Source organism: Aureimonas sp. AU4 (genome assembly GCF_001463765.1).
Classification (GTDB): domain Bacteria; phylum Pseudomonadota; class Alphaproteobacteria; order Rhizobiales; family Rhizobiaceae; genus Aureimonas.
Window position 1 is genome coordinate 1 of the sequence record NZ_BBWK01000092.1, and the last position, 17,562, is coordinate 17,562.

Below are 17,562 nucleotides of genomic sequence, written 5' to 3' on the forward strand. Positions count from 1 at the left end.
CTTGGCTCTCCATTCGAATGGGTTCGGCCCGCTCGGGACCGGTCAGGTGTTTCGCCGGCGCGAGGGCGTCAGGCGAACTTCTTCTGGATCTCTTCCGCGACCTGGTTCGGAACCTGCTCGTAGTGGTCGAACTGCATCGTGTACTGGGCGCGGCCCTGGGACATGGAACGCAGCGTGTTCACGTAACCGAACATGTTGGCCAGCGGAACCATCGCGTTCACCACGGTCGCGATACCGCGAGCCTCGGTGCCCTGGATCTGTCCACGACGCGAGTTCAGGTCGCCGATGACGTCGCCGACGTAGTCCTCCGGCGTCACGACCTCGACCTTCATGATCGGCTCGAGCAGCTTCGGACCAGCCTTCTGGATCGCCTCGCGGAAGCCCGCGCGGGACGCGATCTCGAAGGCGAGAACCGACGAGTCGACATCGTGGTACGCGCCATCGAGCAGCTCGGCCTTGATGTCGACCATCGGGAAGCCAGCCAGAGGACCGGAGGTCATGACCGAGGCGATACCCTTCTGGACGCCCGGGATGTACTCCTTCGGCACCGCGCCGCCGATGATCTTCGACTCGAACACGAAGCCCGTCGTCGGCTCGCCCGGCTCGATGTGGATCTTGATACGGGCGAACTGGCCCGTGCCGCCGGTCTGCTTCTTGTGCGTGTAGTCGACGTCGGCACCGCGCGTGATGGTCTCGCGGTAGGCGACCTGCGGAGCGCCGATATTCGCCTCGACCTTGAACTCGCGTTTCATGCGATCAACGAGAATGTCGAGGTGAAGCTCGCCCATGCCCGCGATGATCGTCTGGCCCGACTCCTCGTCGGTCTTGACGCGGAACGACGGGTCCTCAGCGGCCAGACGATTGAGCGCGAGGCCCATCTTCTCCTGATCGCCCTTGGTCTTCGGCTCGATCGCGATCTCGATGACGGGATCCGGGAACTCCATACGCTCCAGGATGACCGGCTTGAGCGGATCGCACAGCGTGTCGCCCGTGGTGACTTCCTTGAGACCGGCCAGAGCGACGATGTCGCCGGCGTAGGCCTCTTCGATGTCCTCACGCGAGTTGGAGTGCATCTGCAGCATACGCCCGATGCGCTCCTTCTTCTCCTTCACCGTGTTCTGAACGCCGGTGCCCTTGGTGAGCTTGCCGGAGTAGATGCGGCAGAAGGTGAGCGAGCCGACGAACGGGTCGTTCATGATCTTGAAGGCGAGCATGGACAGCGGCTCCTCGTCGGAGGAAACGCGCGTCGTCTCGGTCTCGGTCTTCGGGTCGATGCCCTTGATCGCAGGGACTTCGACCGGCGACGGAAGGAAGTCCACGACGCCGTCCAGCAGCGGCTGAACGCCCTTGTTCTTGAAGGCCGAGCCGCAGAAGATCGGGGTGAAGGTGACCTCGCAGGTGCCCTTGCGGATCAGCGCGCGCAGCTGCTCGTTCGAAGGCATCTCGCCCTCGAGGTATTTGGTCATCGCGTCTTCGTCGACCTCGACCGCAGTCTCGATCATGAGCTCGCGGTACTCGGCCGCACGATCCTGCAGATCGGCGGGAATCTCAACGACGTCCCACTGGGCGCCGAGCGTCTCGTCGCGCCAGATGAGGGCCTTCATCTCGATCAGATCGACGACGCCCTTGAACTCGTTCTCAGCACCGACCGGTAGCTGGACGACGATGGGCTTTGCGCCGAGGCGCGTTTTGACCATCTCGACGCAGCGATAGAAGTCCGCGCCCGTCTTGTCCATCTTGTTGACGAACATCATGCGCGGCACGTGGTACTTGTCGGCTTGGCGCCAGACGGTCTCCGTCTGCGGCTCCACGCCGGCGTTCGCGTCGAGCAGCGCGATCGCACCGTCGAGCACGCGCAGCGAACGCTCGACCTCGATCGTGAAGTCGACGTGCCCCGGGGTGTCGATGATGTTGAAGCGGCGCTTCTTGCCGTCGCGACCCTCCCAGAAGGTCGTGGTCGCGGCGGACGTGATCGTGATGCCGCGCTCCTGCTCCTGCTCCATCCAGTCCATGGTCGCGGCGCCGTCGTGGACTTCGCCGATCTTATGGGACTTGCCGGTGTAGTAAAGGATGCGCTCGGTGGTCGTGGTCTTGCCGGCATCGATGTGGGCCATGATGCCGAAATTGCGGTAGTCTTCGATCTTATATTCGCGGGCCATGGGGCGTCGCCTTTCGAACGAGTGGGCTTACCAGCGGTAGTGCGAGAAGGCGCGGTTCGCTTCCGCCATGCGGTGCGTGTCTTCGCGCTTCTTCACGGCGGTGCCGCGGTTGTTGGCCGCATCCATCAGCTCGCCCGACAGACGATCGACCATGGTCGTCTCGTTGCGGTTGCGCGCTGCGGTGATGAGCCAGCGGATGGCAAGAGCCTGGCGACGCTCCGGACGGACGTCGACGGGAACCTGATAGGTCGCGCCGCCGACGCGACGCGAGCGAACCTCGACGTGCGGAGCGACGTTCTCGAGCGCCTGGTGGAAGACGGCGATCGCATCCTGGCGGGTTTTGTTCGCCATGATGTCGAAGGCGCCATAGACGATCGTCTCGGCAATCGACTTCTTGCCGTCGTACATGACGGCGTTCATGAACTTCGTGACGACCAGATCACCGAACTTCGGATCCGGGTTGATCTCGCGCTTCTCTGCGGAGTGACGACGGGACATAGGCTTGTCTCTCTATCTCGAACGCGGACGGCTTACTTCGGACGCTTCGCGCCGTACTTCGAACGGCGCTGACGGCGATCCTTGACGCCCTGCGTGTCGAGCACGCCGCGGATGATGTGGTACCGAACGCCCGGAAGATCCTTCACGCGGCCACCGCGGATCATGACGACCGAGTGCTCCTGAAGGTTGTGACCCTCACCCGGGATGTAGCCGATGACCTCGAAGCCGTTGACGAGGCGCACCTTGGCGACCTTGCGCAGAGCCGAGTTCGGCTTCTTCGGGGTCGTCGTGTAGACGCGCGTGCAGACGCCGCGCTTCTGCGGGTTGGCCTCGAGCGCCGGAACCGTGTTGCGCTCGGTCGGGCGAACGCGGGGCTTCCGGACCAACTGGTTGATGGTCGGCATCTTCCAGACTTCCTCTTCTTCAAATCCAGGTTCGAAACGATCGGCAACAGCCGCGATTCGAGCCGTATAGCTCATACGCGAAACCGGGCGTCGACCTCACTAGTAAGAGGTCTGCCCGGAACGATGCAGAGGATGACGGGCAGAACCGCCATCGTGCGACCAGCAATGGTGCGTCTCGTTGAACGAAGCCTTGTTTGAAGCGCTGGTCCCGGACGCGGCGTCCTTGGGAAGCGTTGCCTCACATCGGCTCGGTTGCGGGCGGTTTAACGATTCCCTCGCGGTTCGTCAACCCATCCGCGCAGGCTCGCCCTTGACGGACGGCCTTACGGCGATACGCGCCTCTTTCACGAGAAAGGGCGACCGTCGGGCCGCCCCTTCCCCCTTCATTTCGACACGCCAGCCTTATTCGGCGGCGTCGTTCAGGCTCGTCAACATGCGATCAGCCTGCGCCGCATTCGACGACTTGCGACGGTCGTCGAGGATCAGATCGTCGCGCGAGGAGGCGATGCGACGCACCTGCGTCATCATTCCACCCGTACCGGCCGGGATGAGGCGGCCGACGATGACGTTCTCCTTCAGGCCCTGCAGCATATCCATCTTTCCAGCGACCGCTGCCTCGGTTAGGACGCGGGTCGTCTCCTGGAAGGATGCCGCCGAGATGAAGCTCGGCGTCTGCAGCGAGGCCTTCGTGATGCCGAGAAGCACCGGGTTTCCGGAAGCGGGCTTCTTGCCCTCCTCCTCGAGCCGCTCGTTCAGCTCGGCAAGCTCGATCCGGTCGACGTTGTCGCCCGGAATGTAGCCCGAGTCACCGCTCTCGACGATCTCGACCTTCTGCAGCATCTGCCGGACGATCACCTCAATGTGCTTGTCGTTGATGAGCACGCCCTGGAGGCGATAGACCTCCTGGATCTCGTTCACCAGGTAGGATGCCAGAGCTTCCACACCACGGATCGCGAGGATGTCGTGCGGTGCCGGGTTGCCGTCGAGGATGTGGTCGCCCTTCTCGATGACGTCACCTTCCTGGAGATGGAACGGCTTGCCCTTCGGGATGAGGTACTCGACCGGCTCGACGCCGTCCTCGTGCGGCTCGATGATGATGCGACGCTTGTTCTTGTAGTCGCGTCCGAACCGCACCGTTCCGTCGATCTCGGCAATGACCGCGTTGTCCTTGGGACGACGGGCCTCGAAGAGCTCGGCCACGCGCGGCAGACCGCCCGTGATGTCCTTGGTCTTGGCCGACTCCATGGGAATACGCGACAGCACGTCGCCTGCGCGCACCTTGGCGCCTGGCTCGACCGAGAGCAGAGCATCCACCGACAGGAAGTAACGAGCGTCCGTGCCGCGCGAGAGCTTGGCGACGGAACCGTCGGCCGCGCGGATCACGATCGCGGGCTTCAGGTCCGAGCCGCGCGGGTTGGCCCGCCAGTCGATGACCTGACGCTTCGTGATGCCCGTCGACTCGTCGGCCTGCTCGGAGACCGACAGGCCCTCGACCAGATCCTCGAACTCGATCGTGCCGTCGAGCTCGGTGAGAACCGGACGGGTGTACGGATCCCACTCCGCGATGCGCTGACCGCGACGGACCTGATCGCCGTCGTCGACGAAGATGCGCGAACCGTAGGTGATACGGTGCGACGCACGCTCCTTGCCCGACGGGTCGAGGATCAGGATCGCCATGTTGCGACCCATCGCGACGAGACGTCCATCGGAGTCGCGAACCACGTTGCGGTTGCGGATCTGTACGGTGCCCTCGTAGGAGGCCTCGAGGAACGACGAGTCCACGACCTGCGCGGTACCGCCCATATGGAAGGTACGCATGGTGAGCTGCGTGCCGGGCTCGCCGATCGACTGCGCCGCGATGACACCGACGGCCTCGCCCATGTTGACGGGCGTGCCGCGAGCCAGGTCGCGTCCGTAGCAGATCGCACAGATACCGGTGCGCACCTCGCAGGTGAGAGCCGAGCGGATCTTGATCGACTGGACGCCAGCCTTCTCGATCACCTCGACGTCACGCTCCTCGATCGTCTCGCCGCCCTTGACGAGGACGTCGCCCGAAACCGGGTGCAGCACATCCTCGAGCGCCGTGCGGCCCAGAACGCGCTGACCGAGCGTCGCGACGACCTGCCCGGCATCGACGATGGGCTGCATCGTCAGGCCGTTCGGCGTGCCGCAATCGGCCTGCGTGATGATGCAGTCCTGCGCCACGTCGACGAGGCGCCGCGTCAGGTAGCCCGAGTTGGCCGTCTTCAAGGCTGTGTCTGCCAGACCCTTGCGGGCGCCGTGGGTCGAGTTGAAGTACTCGAGCACGGTCAGGCCTTCCTTGAAGTTCGAGATGATCGGCGTCTCGATGATCTCGCCGGACGGCTTGGTCATCAGGCCGCGCATGGCGGCGAGCTGACGCATCTGCGTCGGCGAACCGCGGGCGCCCGAGTGCGACATCATGTAGATCGAGTTCATCGGCTTCTGACGGCCGGTCTCGGGATTGAACTCGACGGCCTTGATGCGGCCCATCATCTCGTCGGCGATCTTGTCCGTGCACTTGGCCCAGGCATCGACGACCTTGTTGTACTTCTCGCCCTGGGTGATCAGGCCGTCGTTGTACTGCTGCTCGTATTCCTTCGCGAGCGCCTGCGTCTCGCCGATGAGCTTCGGCTTCGTGTCGGGAATCAGCATGTCGTCCTTGCCGAACGAGATGCCGGCGAGGCACGCATGCTTGAAGCCGAGCTGCATGATGCGGTCGCAGAAGATCACCGTGTCCTTCTGACCGCAGTGACGGTAGACGGTATCGATCATCTTCGAGATGTTCTTCTTCGTCATCAGCTCGTTGCAGATGTCGAAGGGTATCTTGTGCGTCTTGGGCAGAAGCTGCCCGATCAGCATGCGACCGGGGGTCGTCTCGTAGATCTTCGAAACGGGATTGCCCTTCTCGTCGACCGTCTTGAAGCGACCCTTGATCTTGGTGTGCAGCGTCACCGCCTTCGAGGCGATGGCGTGCTCCATCTCGCCGATGTCCGAGAAGGCCATGCCCTGGCCCGGCTCGTTCTCGTTCATGATCGAGAGGTAGTAGAGACCCAGCACCATGTCCTGCGACGGCACGATGATCGGCGCGCCGTTCGCGGGATGCAGGATGTTGTTGGTCGACATCATCAGGACGCGCGCTTCGAGCTGCGCCTCGATGGAGAGCGGCACGTGCACCGCCATCTGGTCACCGTCGAAGTCCGCGTTGAAGGCCGTGCAGACCAGCGGGTGGAGCTGGATCGCCTTGCCTTCGATCAGGATCGGCTCGAACGCCTGAATACCGAGGCGGTGCAGCGTCGGCGCGCGGTTCAGGAGAACCGGGTGCTCGCGGATCACCTCGTCCAGGATGTCCCAGACCTCCGGACGCTCCTTCTCGACGAGCTTCTTCGCCTGCTTCACCGTGGAGGAGAAGCCCTTGGCGTCGAGGCGCGCGTAGATGAAGGGCTTGAAGAGCTCGAGCGCCATCTTCTTCGGCAGGCCGCACTGGTGCAGCTTCAGCTCGGGGCCCGTCACGATCACCGAACGGCCGGAATAGTCGACGCGCTTGCCGAGCAGGTTCTGGCGGAACCGGCCCTGCTTGCCCTTCAGCATGTCGGAGAGCGACTTCAGCGGGCGCTTGTTGGCTCCCGTGATGACGCGGCCGCGCCGGCCGTTGTCGAACAGCGCGTCCACCGCCTCCTGAAGCATGCGCTTCTCGTTGCGGATGATGATGCCCGGCGCGCGCAGCTCGATCAGCCGCTTCAGGCGGTTGTTGCGGTTGATGACGCGGCGGTAGAGGTCGTTGAGGTCGGACGTCGCGAAACGACCGCCGTCCAGCGGGACGAGCGGGCGCAGGTCCGGCGGGATCACGGGCACGACGCTCATGATCATCCACTCGGGACGGTTGCCCGACTCCATGAAGTTCTCAACGATCTTGAGACGCTTCATGAGCTTCTTGGTCTTGAGGTCCGAGGTGGTGGTGGCCAGCTCGTCGCGCAGATCGCCCGCGATGCGGGGCAGATCCATCGAGCCGAGCAGTTCCTGGATCGCCTCGGCGCCGATCAGCGCGGTGAACGAATCCTCGCCGTACTCGTCGACGGCGATCATGTACTCCTCCTCCGTCAGGAGCTGGTGCTCCTTCAGGGCGGTGAGGCCAGGCTCGGTGACGATGTAGTTCTCGAAGTAGAGGACGCGCTCGATGTCCTTCAGCGTCATGTCGAGCAGCGTGCCGATGCGGCTCGGAAGCGACTTCAGGAACCAGATGTGCGCGACCGGGGCGGCCAGCTCGATGTGGCCCATGCGCTCGCGGCGCACGCGCGAGAGGGTGACCTCGACGCCGCACTTCTCGCAGATGATGCCCTTGTACTTCATGCGCTTGTACTTGCCGCACAAGCACTCGTAGTCCTTGATCGGGCCAAAGATCCGCGCGCAGAACAGGCCGTCACGCTCGGGCTTGAACGTGCGGTAGTTGATCGTCTCCGGCTTCTTGATCTCGCCGAACGACCACGACAGGATTTTCTCGGGCGAAGCCAGCGAGATCCGGATCGAGTCGAACGTCTGCGCCTGCACCTGAGGATTGAAGAGATTCATGACCTCTTGGTTCATGGTGCTGTCTCCTTATGGGGCGGGAGGGCCCCCCGTGCGGCCGGGCGGAGCCGGCCTGAGATGATCCGCAACATCCGACCGGCCCACCGCGTCGATGGGCCGATCATGGCCGCACAAGGCGGCGAAGGTTGGGTGTGACGGCGCCTTATTCGGCGGCGTCGGGCAGTCCTTCCAAAGGCGAGGCGCCGGGCGGCAGTTCCGCCACGGAGTTCGACAGGTCGACGTCGAGGCCGAGCGAGCGCATCTCCTTGACGAGAACGTTGAAGCTCTCCGGAATGCCCGACTCGAAGGCGTCGTCGCCGCGCACGATCGACTCGTAGACCTTCGTGCGGCCTGCGACGTCGTCCGACTTCACCGTCAGCATCTCCTGCAGCGTGTAGGCCGCACCGTAAGCCTCCAGCGCCCAGACCTCCATCTCGCCGAAGCGCTGTCCGCCGAACTGCGCCTTGCCGCCGAGCGGCTGCTGGGTGACCAGCGAGTAGGGGCCGATTGAGCGGGCGTGGATCTTGTCGTCCACGAGGTGGTGCAGCTTGAGCATGTAGATGTAGCCGACCGTGACCTGACGATCGAAGGGCTCGCCCGTACGACCATCGTGCAGGGTGACCTGCCCGGAGCCGTTGAGACCCGCCTTCTCGAGCATCTTCACGATGTCCTGCTCGACCGCGCCGTCGAAGACGGGCGTGGCGATCGAAACGCCGCGCTTCATCTGCTTGGCAAGGGTCACGACGGAGTCGTCGTCGTAGTCCCTCACCTTCTCGTTGCGGTCGCTGTCGCCCAGCATCTCCGCGATCTCCTCGCGCAGCGGCTGAGCGTCCTGGCTCTGCTGGTAAGCCTCGAGCATTTCCCCGATGCGCTTGCCCATGCCGGCGCAAGCCCAGCCGAGGTGCGTCTCGAGAATTTGGCCGACGTTCATGCGCGACGGCACGCCGAGCGGGTTCAGCACGATATCGACATGGGTACCGTCGGCGGTGAAGGGCATGTCCTCCACCGGCACGATGCGCGAGACCACGCCCTTGTTGCCGTGACGTCCGGCCATCTTGTCGCCCGGCTGGATCTTGCGCTTGACGGCGACAAAGACCTTTACCTGCTTCATGACGCCCGGAGGCAGCTCGTCGCCGCGCTGGACCTTCTCGACCTTGTCCATGAAGCGCTGCTCGAGCGTCTTCTTGGCCTCGTCGTAGACGTTGCGAAGGTCCTCGAGCTCGGCCTGCAGCTTCTCGTCCTCGACGGCGAACATCCACCACTGGGAGCGGGGATACTCATTCATCATGTCGGCCGAGATCTCGGCGCCCTTACGATAGCCCTTGGGGCCGGCGACAGCCGACTTGCCGGACAGCATCTCGACCAGACGGCCGTAGACGTTGCGGTCCAGGATCGCCTGCTCGTCGTCGCGGTCCTTGGCGAGACGCTCGATCTCCTCGCGCTCGATCGCCATCGCACGCTCGTCCTTCTCGACGCCGTGACGATTGAAGACGCGCACCTCGACGACCGTACCGTAGGTGCCCGGAGGCATGCGGTTCGACGTGTCGCGCACGTCCGAGGCCTTCTCGCCGAAGATGGCGCGCAGGAGCTTTTCCTCCGGCGTCATCGGCGACTCGCCCTTCGGCGTGATCTTGCCGACCAGGATGTCGCCCGGCTGAACCTCGGCGCCGATATAGACGATGCCCGCCTCGTCGAGGTTGCGCAGCGCTTCTTCCGACACGTTCGGGATGTCGCGCGTGATCTCCTCGGGGCCGAGCTTGGTGTCGCGCGCCATGACCTCGAACTCCTCGATGTGGATCGAGGTGAAGACGTCGTCGGCGACGATGCGCTCGGAGAGGAGGATCGAGTCCTCGTAGTTGTAGCCGTTCCACGGCATGAACGCGACGAGCACGTTCCGGCCGAGCGCCAGATCGCCGAGGTCGGTCGAGGGACCGTCGGCAATGATGTCGCCCTTGCGCACCCGGTCACCGACAGCCACCAGCGGACGCTGGTTGATGCAGGTGTTCTGGTTGGAGCGCTGGAACTTCATCAGGCGGTAGATGTCGACGCCCGAGCGACCGGCTTCTAGGTCCTCGGTCGCGCGAATGACGATACGCGTCGCGTCCACCTGATCGACGATGCCCGTGCGGCGGGCGCCGATCGCGGCGCCCGAGTCGCGCGCCACCACCGGCTCCATGCCGGTGCCGACGAACGGGGCCTCGGCCCGCACCAGCGGCACGGCCTGACGCTGCATGTTCGAGCCCATGAGGGCGCGGTTCGCGTCGTCATTCTCGAGGAACGGAATGAGCGCGGCCGCGACCGACACGAGCTGCTTGGGGCTCACGTCCATGAGGTCGACGTTCTCGCGCGGCGTCATGAAGACGTCGCCCGCATGACGGCAGATGACGAGTTCGTCCTCGAAGCGGCCGTCCGTCGTCAGCGTGGCGTTCGCCTGCGCGACATGGTGCTTCGATTCCTCCATGGCCGACAGGTAGACGACGTCGTTCGTGACCCGGCCGTCGACGATGCGACGGTACGGGCTCTCGATGAAGCCGTACTTGTTGACGCGCGCGAAGGTCGCCAGCGAGTTGATCAGACCGATGTTCGGGCCTTCCGGCGTTTCGATCGGGCAGATGCGGCCGTAGTGCGTCGGGTGCACATCGCGCACCTCGAAGCCTGCGCGCTCGCGCGTCAGACCACCCGGACCTAGTGCCGAGAGACGACGCTTGTGCGTGATCTCGGACAGCGGGTTGGTCTGGTCCATGAACTGCGAGAGCTGCGAGGAGCCGAAGAACTCGCGCACGGCGGCGGCCGCCGGCTTCGCGTTGATCAGGTCCTGCGGCATGACCGTGTCGATCTCGACCGAGGACATGCGCTCCTTGATCGCGCGCTCCATGCGAAGCAGGCCGACGCGGTACTGGTTCTCCATGAGCTCGCCGACCGAGCGCACCCGGCGGTTGCCGAGATTGTCGATATCGTCGATCTCGCCCTTGCCGTCGCGCAGGTCCACGAGCGTCTTGACCACCGCCAGGATGTCCTCGCGGCGCAGAACGCGCACGGTGTCCTCGGCGTCGACGTCGAGACGCATATTCATCTTCACACGGCCGACGGCCGAGAGATCGTAGCGCTCCGGATCGAAGAACAGGGAGCGGAACATCGCCTCCGCCGTCTCCATCGTCGGCGGCTCGCCGGGACGCATGACGCGGTAGATGTCGAACAGCGCGTCCTGACGATTCTCGTTCTTGTCGGCAGCGAGCGAGTTGCGGATGTACGCACCGACCGTGACATGATCGATGTCGAGGACGTTGATCTCCTCGTGACCCGCGTCGAGCAGGACCTTCAGCGTCTTCTCGTCGATCTCGTCGCCGGCCTCGAGATACACCTCGCCCGTCTGGTAGTTGACGATGTCCTCGGCGAGGTAGTTGCCGTAGAGATCCTCCTCCGTCGCACGCAGCGCGACGACGCCCTTCTCCTTCAGCTGACGAGCCTGACGGGCCGTCACCTTCTTACCGGCCTCGACCAGGACCTCGCCGCTATCGGCGTCGATGAGGTCCGTGATCGCCTTCTGGCCGCGCACGCGCTCGACCGAGAAGGGAACGCGCCAGCCGTTCTTGCTCTTCGTGAACTGGATGACGTTGTAGAACGTCGAAAGGATCTCCTCGCCATCCATGCCGAGCGCCATGAGGAGGCTCGAGACGGGAATCTTGCGGCGACGGTCGATGCGCGCGAAGACGATGTCCTTGGCGTCGAACTCGATGTCGAGCCAGGATCCGCGATACGGGATGACCCGCGCGGCGAAGAGGAGCTTGCCCGACGAGTGCGACTTGCCCTTGTCGTGGTCGAAGAACACGCCCGGACTACGGTGCATCTGGGAAACGATGACGCGCTCGGTGCCGTTCACGATGAACGTGCCGTTGGACGTCATGAGCGGCATGTCGCCCATGTAGACGTCCTGCTCCTTGATGTCCTTGATGGACTTCGAGCCGGTGTCCTCGTCGATATCGAACACGATGAGCCGCAGCGTCACCTTGAGCGGCGCAGCGAAGGTCATGTCGCGCTGCCGGCACTCGTCGACGTCGAACTTCGGCTGCTCGAACTCGTACTTCACGAACTCCAGCATGGAATGGCCGGAGAAGTCGCTGATCGGGAAGACGGACCGGAAGACCGCCTGCAGGCCCTCGTCCGGGCGACCGCCCTCGGGCTCGTCCACCATTAGGAATTGATCGTAGGAGGCCTTCTGGACCTCGATCAGGTTGGGCATCTCGGCGACTTCGGGGATGGACCCGAAGAACTTGCGCACGCGCCTGCGACCGCTAAAAGTCGTCACCTTGGACATCGTCGCTCCTTAGCTTTCGTCAGCGCCCCCGACCGAAAGGGCGTCTAGATTCCCGGGCTTCCCTGCCGGGAAGCGCCTCACCCGGGGCAGCCCCCGGGCGAAGAGACGTCGCTGGACTGCCGGCCAGTCCGCGTCTTCCCATCGCTCCTTGAAGCGATGGGAAAAGGGGGACCTTCTGGCCGCCCCGGGCAGGGATCCTGCCGGGAGCACGGAAGGCGGAGCGGCAAAACTGCCGCCCCGCCCGCCATCATGCGATGCCGAAGAGCCGCACGGCTCCCCGGGACTTACTTGACGTCGACCTTGGCGCCAGCCTTCTCGAGCTGGTCCTTGATCTTGGCGGCCTCGTCCTTCGAGACGCCTTCCTTGACGGGCTTGGGAGCGCCGTCGACCAGGTCCTTGGCTTCCTTCAGGCCGAGGCCCGTCAGAGCGCGCACTTCCTTGATGACGTTGATCTTGTTCGCGCCGGCTTCGGCGAGGATCACGTCGAACTCGGTCTTCTCCTCGACCTCGGCAGCCGGGGCACCGGCGCCGCCGGCGGCCGCGACGGCGACCGGAGCAGCGGCGGAGACGCCCCACTTCTCTTCGAGCATCTTCGAGAGCTCGGCCGCCTCGAGGACGGTCAGGCTCGAGAGGTCGTCAACGATCTTGGCGAGATCAGCCATGGTAGTCTTCCTTCTGGGTTCGAATATTCTGAATCAGCCGAGGCAAACGCCTCACGCCGCTTCGTCCTTCTTGGCATACGCTGCGAAAACGCGCGCGAGCTGAGCCGCGGGCGCCGCCACGACGCCTGCGATGCGGGTAGCCGGCGTCTGGATCATGCCCAGCAGCTTTCCGCGCAGTTCGTCGAGCGACGGAAGGGCGGCCAAAGCCTTGACCCCTTCCGCATCGAGAGCGGTGGTGCCCATCGCACCGCCGAGGATCACGAGCTTGTCGTTGCCCTTGGCGAAGTCGTTGGCCACCTTCGGCGCCGCGATCGGATCGCTGGAATAGGCGATCAGGGTCTGACCTTCGAACAGGTCAGCGATCTTTTCGGCGTCGGTGCCTTGAAGAGCGATCTTGGCGAGGCGGTTCTTCGCGACTTTGACCGTTCCACCTTGTGCGCGCATCTTGGAACGAAGATCGTTCATCTGCGCGACGGTGAGACCGGCGTAGCGAGCCACCACGATCGCGCCCGTGACCTTGAAGGTCTCGTTCAGCTCCGTGACGAACTCGCGCTTTTGCGCTCTGTCCACTGTCACTCTCCGATTGGAACGAGCCCTTGGCAGGCTCATCCCGGTTGCCGTTTGCCGCCGGGCCGAAGCTCGACGACGCTCGAGGATCCTGTCCCCTTGGCTTCCTCGGATTCCTGACGGAACCGGCAGATGGCTCAAGGCATTCAGAGGTTCGAACCGAAGGCATCGGCGCCAGGCCGACACATCGGATCTTTCCACGTCTCATGCAGGCTGGTGGATTAAGAGCAACCGGCGAGCCGGTCGATCACCCGCAATCTCGGACAGGAAAAGCAGGGTCCGGAAGACCCTGCCCATCGCCGCCGCGCCGAAGCACGGCGGGATATCGTCAGAAGGAGCGCCGGATATGGTCGTCCGGACGCCCTTCCGCAATCGTCACGCGCTCGGACGAACCGTCGCGGGGTCGATCTTGATGCCGGGTCCCATGGTCGAGGACACCGCGATGCGCTGGACGTAATTGCCCTTGGCGCCCGTGGGCTTGGCCCGCTGCACGGCATCCGCGAACGCGCGGATGTTCTCGAGCAGCGCGTCGGCACCGAACGAGGCCTTGCCGATGCCCGCATGCACGATGCCGGCCTTCTCGACGCGGAACTCGACCGCACCGCCCTTCGACGCCTTGACGGCGGCCGTGACGTCCGGCGTCACGGTGCCGACACGCGGGTTCGGCATCAGACCGCGCGGGCCGAGCACCTTGCCGAGGCGTCCGACGAGACCCATCATGTCGGGCGTCGCGATCGCACGATCGAAGTCGATCTGGCCGCCCTGCACGGCCTCGACGAGCTCTTCGGCACCGACGATGTCGGCGCCGGCGGCGCGCGCCTCGTCAGCCTTGGCGCCGCGCGCGAAGACCGCCACGCGAACCGTGCGGCCCGTCCCGTTCGGAAGATTCACGACGCCGCGAACCATCTGGTCGGCGTGACGCGGATCGACGCCGAGGTTCATCGCGACCTCGATGGTCTCGTCGAACTTGGCGGTCGCACGCTCCTTGAGGATCGCGATCGCCTCGTCGAGGACGTAGAGCTTCTCGCGGTCGATGCCCTCGCGGGCCTTGGTGATACGCTTGCCAGCCTTCGCCATGTTCTTAAGCCACCACTTCCAGGCCCATGGAACGGGCCGAGCCCATCACCATCGCCATCGCCGCATCGACGTCGTTCGCATTGAGATCCTTCATCTTCTTCTCGGCGATCTCGCGCACCTGTGCCTCGGTCACCGAGCCGGCCACGACCTTGCCGGGCTCCTTGGAGCCGCTGGTCAGGTTCGCCGCCTTCTTCAGGAAGTAGCTCACCGGAGCCGTCTTCATCTGGAAGGTGAAGGACTTGTCGACGTAGTAGGTGATCACGACCGGGACGGGCGACCCCTTCTCCATCTCCTGGGTCTGCGCGTTGAACGCCTTGCAGAACTCCATGATGTTGATGCCGCGCTGACCGAGCGCGGGACCGATCGGCGGCGACGGGGTCGCCGAACCGGCCTTCACCTGCAGCTTGAGCTGGCCTGCAACTTTCTTAGCCATATGCTTCTGCCTTTCCTAAGCGCCGGCGAACCGGCTTTGGAAGCCGCCCGGGGGCAGCTCCAGCGCAGCGGCGTGGTTCGGATCTCGGATGCGCCGGCTCAACGCCCCTCACCTTCCACGCCCGTTCGCGGGACGGCGATGCCGCCCCGACGGGTCAGACCTTCTCGACCTGACCGAACTCGAGATCCACCGGCGTCGCACGGCCGAAGATCGAAACCTCGACCTTGAGGCGGGCGCGCTCGCCATCGACTTCCTGCACGATGCCGTTGAACGAGGCGAAGGGCCCGTCCGAAACGCGCACCTGCTCGCCGACATCGAAGGAAACAGTCGGCTTCGGGCGCTCCACGCCATCCTGAACCTGCGTCAGGATCTGCGTCGCCTCCGCCTCCGAGATCGGCACGGGACGGTTGTCGGGCCCGAGGAAGCCGGTCACCTTCGGCGTGTTCTTGATCATGGAGAAGACCTGGTCGGTCAGCTCCGCCTTGACCAGCACGTAGCCGGGGAAGAACTTCCGCTCCGAGTCGACCTTGCGACCGCGGCGCACCTCGACAACCTTCTCGGTCGGGACGAGGATCTTCTCGAACTTGTCGGACAGTCCCTTCTGGCGGGCCTGCTCCTCGATCGATTCCGCCACCTTCTTCTCGAAGTTCGAGTAGGCGTGAACGATGTACCAGCGAGCGGTCATGTCAGTCCTGCTTCTCGTGCGGCGATCAGACGCCGGCGTTCATCACGTAGCCGACGAGGAAACCCAGCGCCTGGTCGGCCACGAAGAGGAACGTCGCCGCGAAGGCGACCATCACGAACACCATGGCCGTCGAAATCAACGTTTCGCGCCGCGTGGGCCAACTGACCTTCGAGACCTCGGTCCTCACCTGCTGGAGGAACGTAAAGGGATTCGTCTTGGAGGCCATGCACCGCTCACGACATAAGGCGCGAAAAGCTGACCGATCAGCCCCACGCGCCGCGCGTCTGTTAAAAACTACATAAACGGGCCTTGACTGATTCACAAGGCCCCTTGTCACTTTGATGAAGGCCGGTGGCAGGGGCAGAGGGGCTCGAACCCCCGACCTGCGGTTTTGGAGACCGCCGCTCTACCAGCTGAGCTATACCCCTTCAGGCCGAGACCGCGATAACCCGGCGCAGGCTCGCTTGGCAAGCCCCTATCCGCTCGACGTCCCATCCCGCGCCGCGAGCTTGGCCTTGCGCGTCTTCAGCTTGAGGCGGTCCAGCGCCTCGCGCAGGCGCCGCTGCGGACGCGTCAGCCGGTGTAGATCCTCGATGGCGACGTTGGCGTTCTCGAGGCGCTCCGCCACGACCTCGGCCGCCGCGAGCGCGACGGCCTGCTCGCCGCCCACGTCCGGAAAGCGGCGCGCGATCGCAGTCATGGTCGCGTCGGGAACAGGACCCAACGCCTCGACCCGACCAGCCCGCAGGAGAAGCCGCAGGACGATCTGCTCGAAGGTCCAGTCGTGGTCGGCGAAGAGCTTCCAACGCAGAGACCGCCTGGCCGTGAAGCCGGCCAGCTGGATGCGGGCATCGAGTCGGAGGTCGGCCAGAAAGACCGTCAGCGCGAAGCCGCTCGTCGCCAGGTGCGTCGTCGGATAGAAATCCGCCAACGCAGGTTGGAGATCGAGACTGGAAACCGGCTCCGCGATCTCGAACTCCTCTGGTGCGCTGAAGCGCTCCCGGCCGCCCACGCGGATGCTGCAGACGCCGAGGAACCGGTCGGAGCGCAGGAGGCGCGTCACGTCGCCCACCTCGCGTCGGTAGACGATGTTGGCGCCTGCCGGGCTCGATCGGGCGACCAGAAGGGCATGTCCGCCGAAGGGTTGGATCAGGACCTTATAAACCTTGTTGAAGAAGACGAAGAGCGTTTCGTCGTCCGGCTCCAGCATCGACGGCGTGACCGCGTCACTGTTGGCGACAAGGACGATGCGCCGATATCGTCCGAAGAAGGCGCGCCAGGCGTCCCGCTGGTCGTCCCCTGTGAGGCCGAAGCGCGGAAGGGCGCTCGTCACGCGCCGCGCTGCGTGACGTGGAGCATGCGCTCGCGGGTCGCGAACCATTCGTCGGCGTAGTCGTCGTCCTTGTATTCCGTGAAATACGGACCGCCGTCCGTGAAGTGGACGTTCTTGGCGGCCGGGTCGTGGTCGTACTCGTTGACGAGCCAGTTCCATGCCGCGGGCAGCGCGCCGATCTGATCGTCGCTTTCCAGCCACTTGAACTGATGCAGCTGGAGACCTGTCGCCGTGTTCACGAACTCGGGCGTCAGCGCGCGGCAACGGGCGTTGTTGAAGAGCATGACGCTCGACCAGTTCTTCTTCTCGTACTTGGTCTGCACCTGACCGAGGAACTTCGTCTCGACCTTCGGCTGGTAGTCGTGCTTGACGACCATCACCGCCTTGGACTCGTCGCGCAACGCCCAGAGCTCCGCGATGTCGGCGCGCATGAGCATGTCGCAGTCCATGAACAGGCTCCACCCCTCGAAGCCGCTCAGGTAGGGCACGAGGAAGCGCGAGAACGAAAACTCCGTCGATTGCAACGCGTTGCGCTCGCGAGTGAAGGTCGCCTCGAGATGCGACAGGACGATCGGCGACATCTCCACGGGCATCGTCGCATGCTCGATGATGCTCTGCGCGAGCACGTGGTAGGCGACGACCTCCTTCGTGTCGAAGCCGATGAAGACGCGGGCGATGTCGGCGGCCATGGGTTGGTCCTTCACGGTGCGGTATCGCGGCGGGTTCTAGAGAGGGGCGGCCGAGGCCACAAGCAAGAACGCCTCCAATCTGGCGCGGCCCACGCCGGTGCAAACGAAAACGGGCCCCGAAGGGCCCGCTCGCATGTCGTCGTGTCGGTTCGTCCT

The 17,562-nt window shown here is 64.5% G+C and carries 13 protein-coding genes and 1 tRNA gene; all 14 read right to left on the reverse strand.

The window, feature by feature from the left end; translation table 11 throughout:
• Positions 1-68 precede the first annotated feature (68 nt).
• A complete protein-coding gene (fusA, locus tag AUL35_RS20560) occupies positions 69-2,159 on the reverse strand; it encodes an elongation factor G (RefSeq protein ID WP_062018360.1) in 2,091 nt (696 codons plus the stop codon).
• A 27-nt stretch (positions 2,160-2,186) separates the two neighbouring features.
• Entirely contained in the window at positions 2,187-2,657 is a 471-nt protein-coding gene (rpsG, locus tag AUL35_RS20565) for a 30S ribosomal protein S7 (RefSeq protein ID WP_062018362.1), read from the reverse strand.
• 32 nt (positions 2,658-2,689) lie between these two features.
• Positions 2,690-3,061: a 30S ribosomal protein S12 gene (gene rpsL / locus AUL35_RS20570; RefSeq protein WP_062018364.1), complete on the reverse strand. Its 372-nt coding sequence runs from the start codon at positions 3,059-3,061 to the stop codon at positions 2,690-2,692.
• Between the two features lie 402 nt (positions 3,062-3,463).
• Positions 3,464-7,663 (reverse strand): DNA-directed RNA polymerase subunit beta', encoded by a 4,200-nt coding sequence (gene rpoC / locus AUL35_RS20575; RefSeq protein ID WP_062018366.1) that lies wholly within the window; start codon positions 7,661-7,663, stop codon positions 3,464-3,466.
• A gap of 145 nt (positions 7,664-7,808) precedes the next feature.
• The gene (gene rpoB / locus AUL35_RS20580) at positions 7,809-11,960 is read right to left on the reverse strand and encodes a DNA-directed RNA polymerase subunit beta (protein WP_062018368.1); all 4,152 of its coding nucleotides are present in this window, start codon (positions 11,958-11,960) and stop codon (positions 7,809-7,811) included.
• 284 nt (positions 11,961-12,244) lie between these two features.
• Positions 12,245-12,622, reverse strand: a complete 378-nt coding sequence (gene rplL, locus AUL35_RS20585) for a 50S ribosomal protein L7/L12 (protein WP_062018370.1) — start codon at positions 12,620-12,622, stop codon at positions 12,245-12,247.
• A 51-nt stretch (positions 12,623-12,673) separates the two neighbouring features.
• Positions 12,674-13,192 (reverse strand): 50S ribosomal protein L10, encoded by a 519-nt coding sequence (gene rplJ, locus AUL35_RS20590; protein ID WP_062018372.1) that lies wholly within the window; start codon positions 13,190-13,192, stop codon positions 12,674-12,676.
• A gap of 372 nt (positions 13,193-13,564) precedes the next feature.
• The gene (gene rplA, locus AUL35_RS20595; RefSeq protein WP_062018374.1) at positions 13,565-14,266 is read right to left on the reverse strand and encodes a 50S ribosomal protein L1; all 702 of its coding nucleotides are present in this window, start codon (positions 14,264-14,266) and stop codon (positions 13,565-13,567) included.
• 4 nt (positions 14,267-14,270) lie between these two features.
• Positions 14,271-14,699 (reverse strand): 50S ribosomal protein L11, encoded by a 429-nt coding sequence (gene rplK / locus AUL35_RS20600; protein WP_062018375.1) that lies wholly within the window; start codon positions 14,697-14,699, stop codon positions 14,271-14,273.
• A 154-nt stretch (positions 14,700-14,853) separates the two neighbouring features.
• Entirely contained in the window at positions 14,854-15,384 is a 531-nt protein-coding gene (gene nusG / locus AUL35_RS20605) for a transcription termination/antitermination protein NusG (RefSeq protein WP_062018377.1), read from the reverse strand.
• A gap of 25 nt (positions 15,385-15,409) precedes the next feature.
• Positions 15,410-15,610 (reverse strand): preprotein translocase subunit SecE, encoded by a 201-nt coding sequence (gene secE / locus AUL35_RS20610; RefSeq protein WP_062018379.1) that lies wholly within the window; start codon positions 15,608-15,610, stop codon positions 15,410-15,412.
• A gap of 126 nt (positions 15,611-15,736) precedes the next feature.
• A tRNA-Trp gene (locus AUL35_RS20615) sits at positions 15,737-15,812 on the reverse strand.
• 47 nt (positions 15,813-15,859) lie between these two features.
• Entirely contained in the window at positions 15,860-16,717 is an 858-nt protein-coding gene (locus AUL35_RS20620; protein WP_062018381.1) for a hypothetical protein, read from the reverse strand.
• Positions 16,714-17,406, reverse strand: coding sequence for a hypothetical protein (locus tag AUL35_RS20625; protein WP_062018383.1), 693 nt, complete (start codon positions 17,404-17,406; stop codon positions 16,714-16,716). The genes AUL35_RS20620 and AUL35_RS20625 overlap by 4 nt, the downstream gene beginning before the upstream one ends.
• Positions 17,407-17,562: the final 156 nt, after the last annotated feature.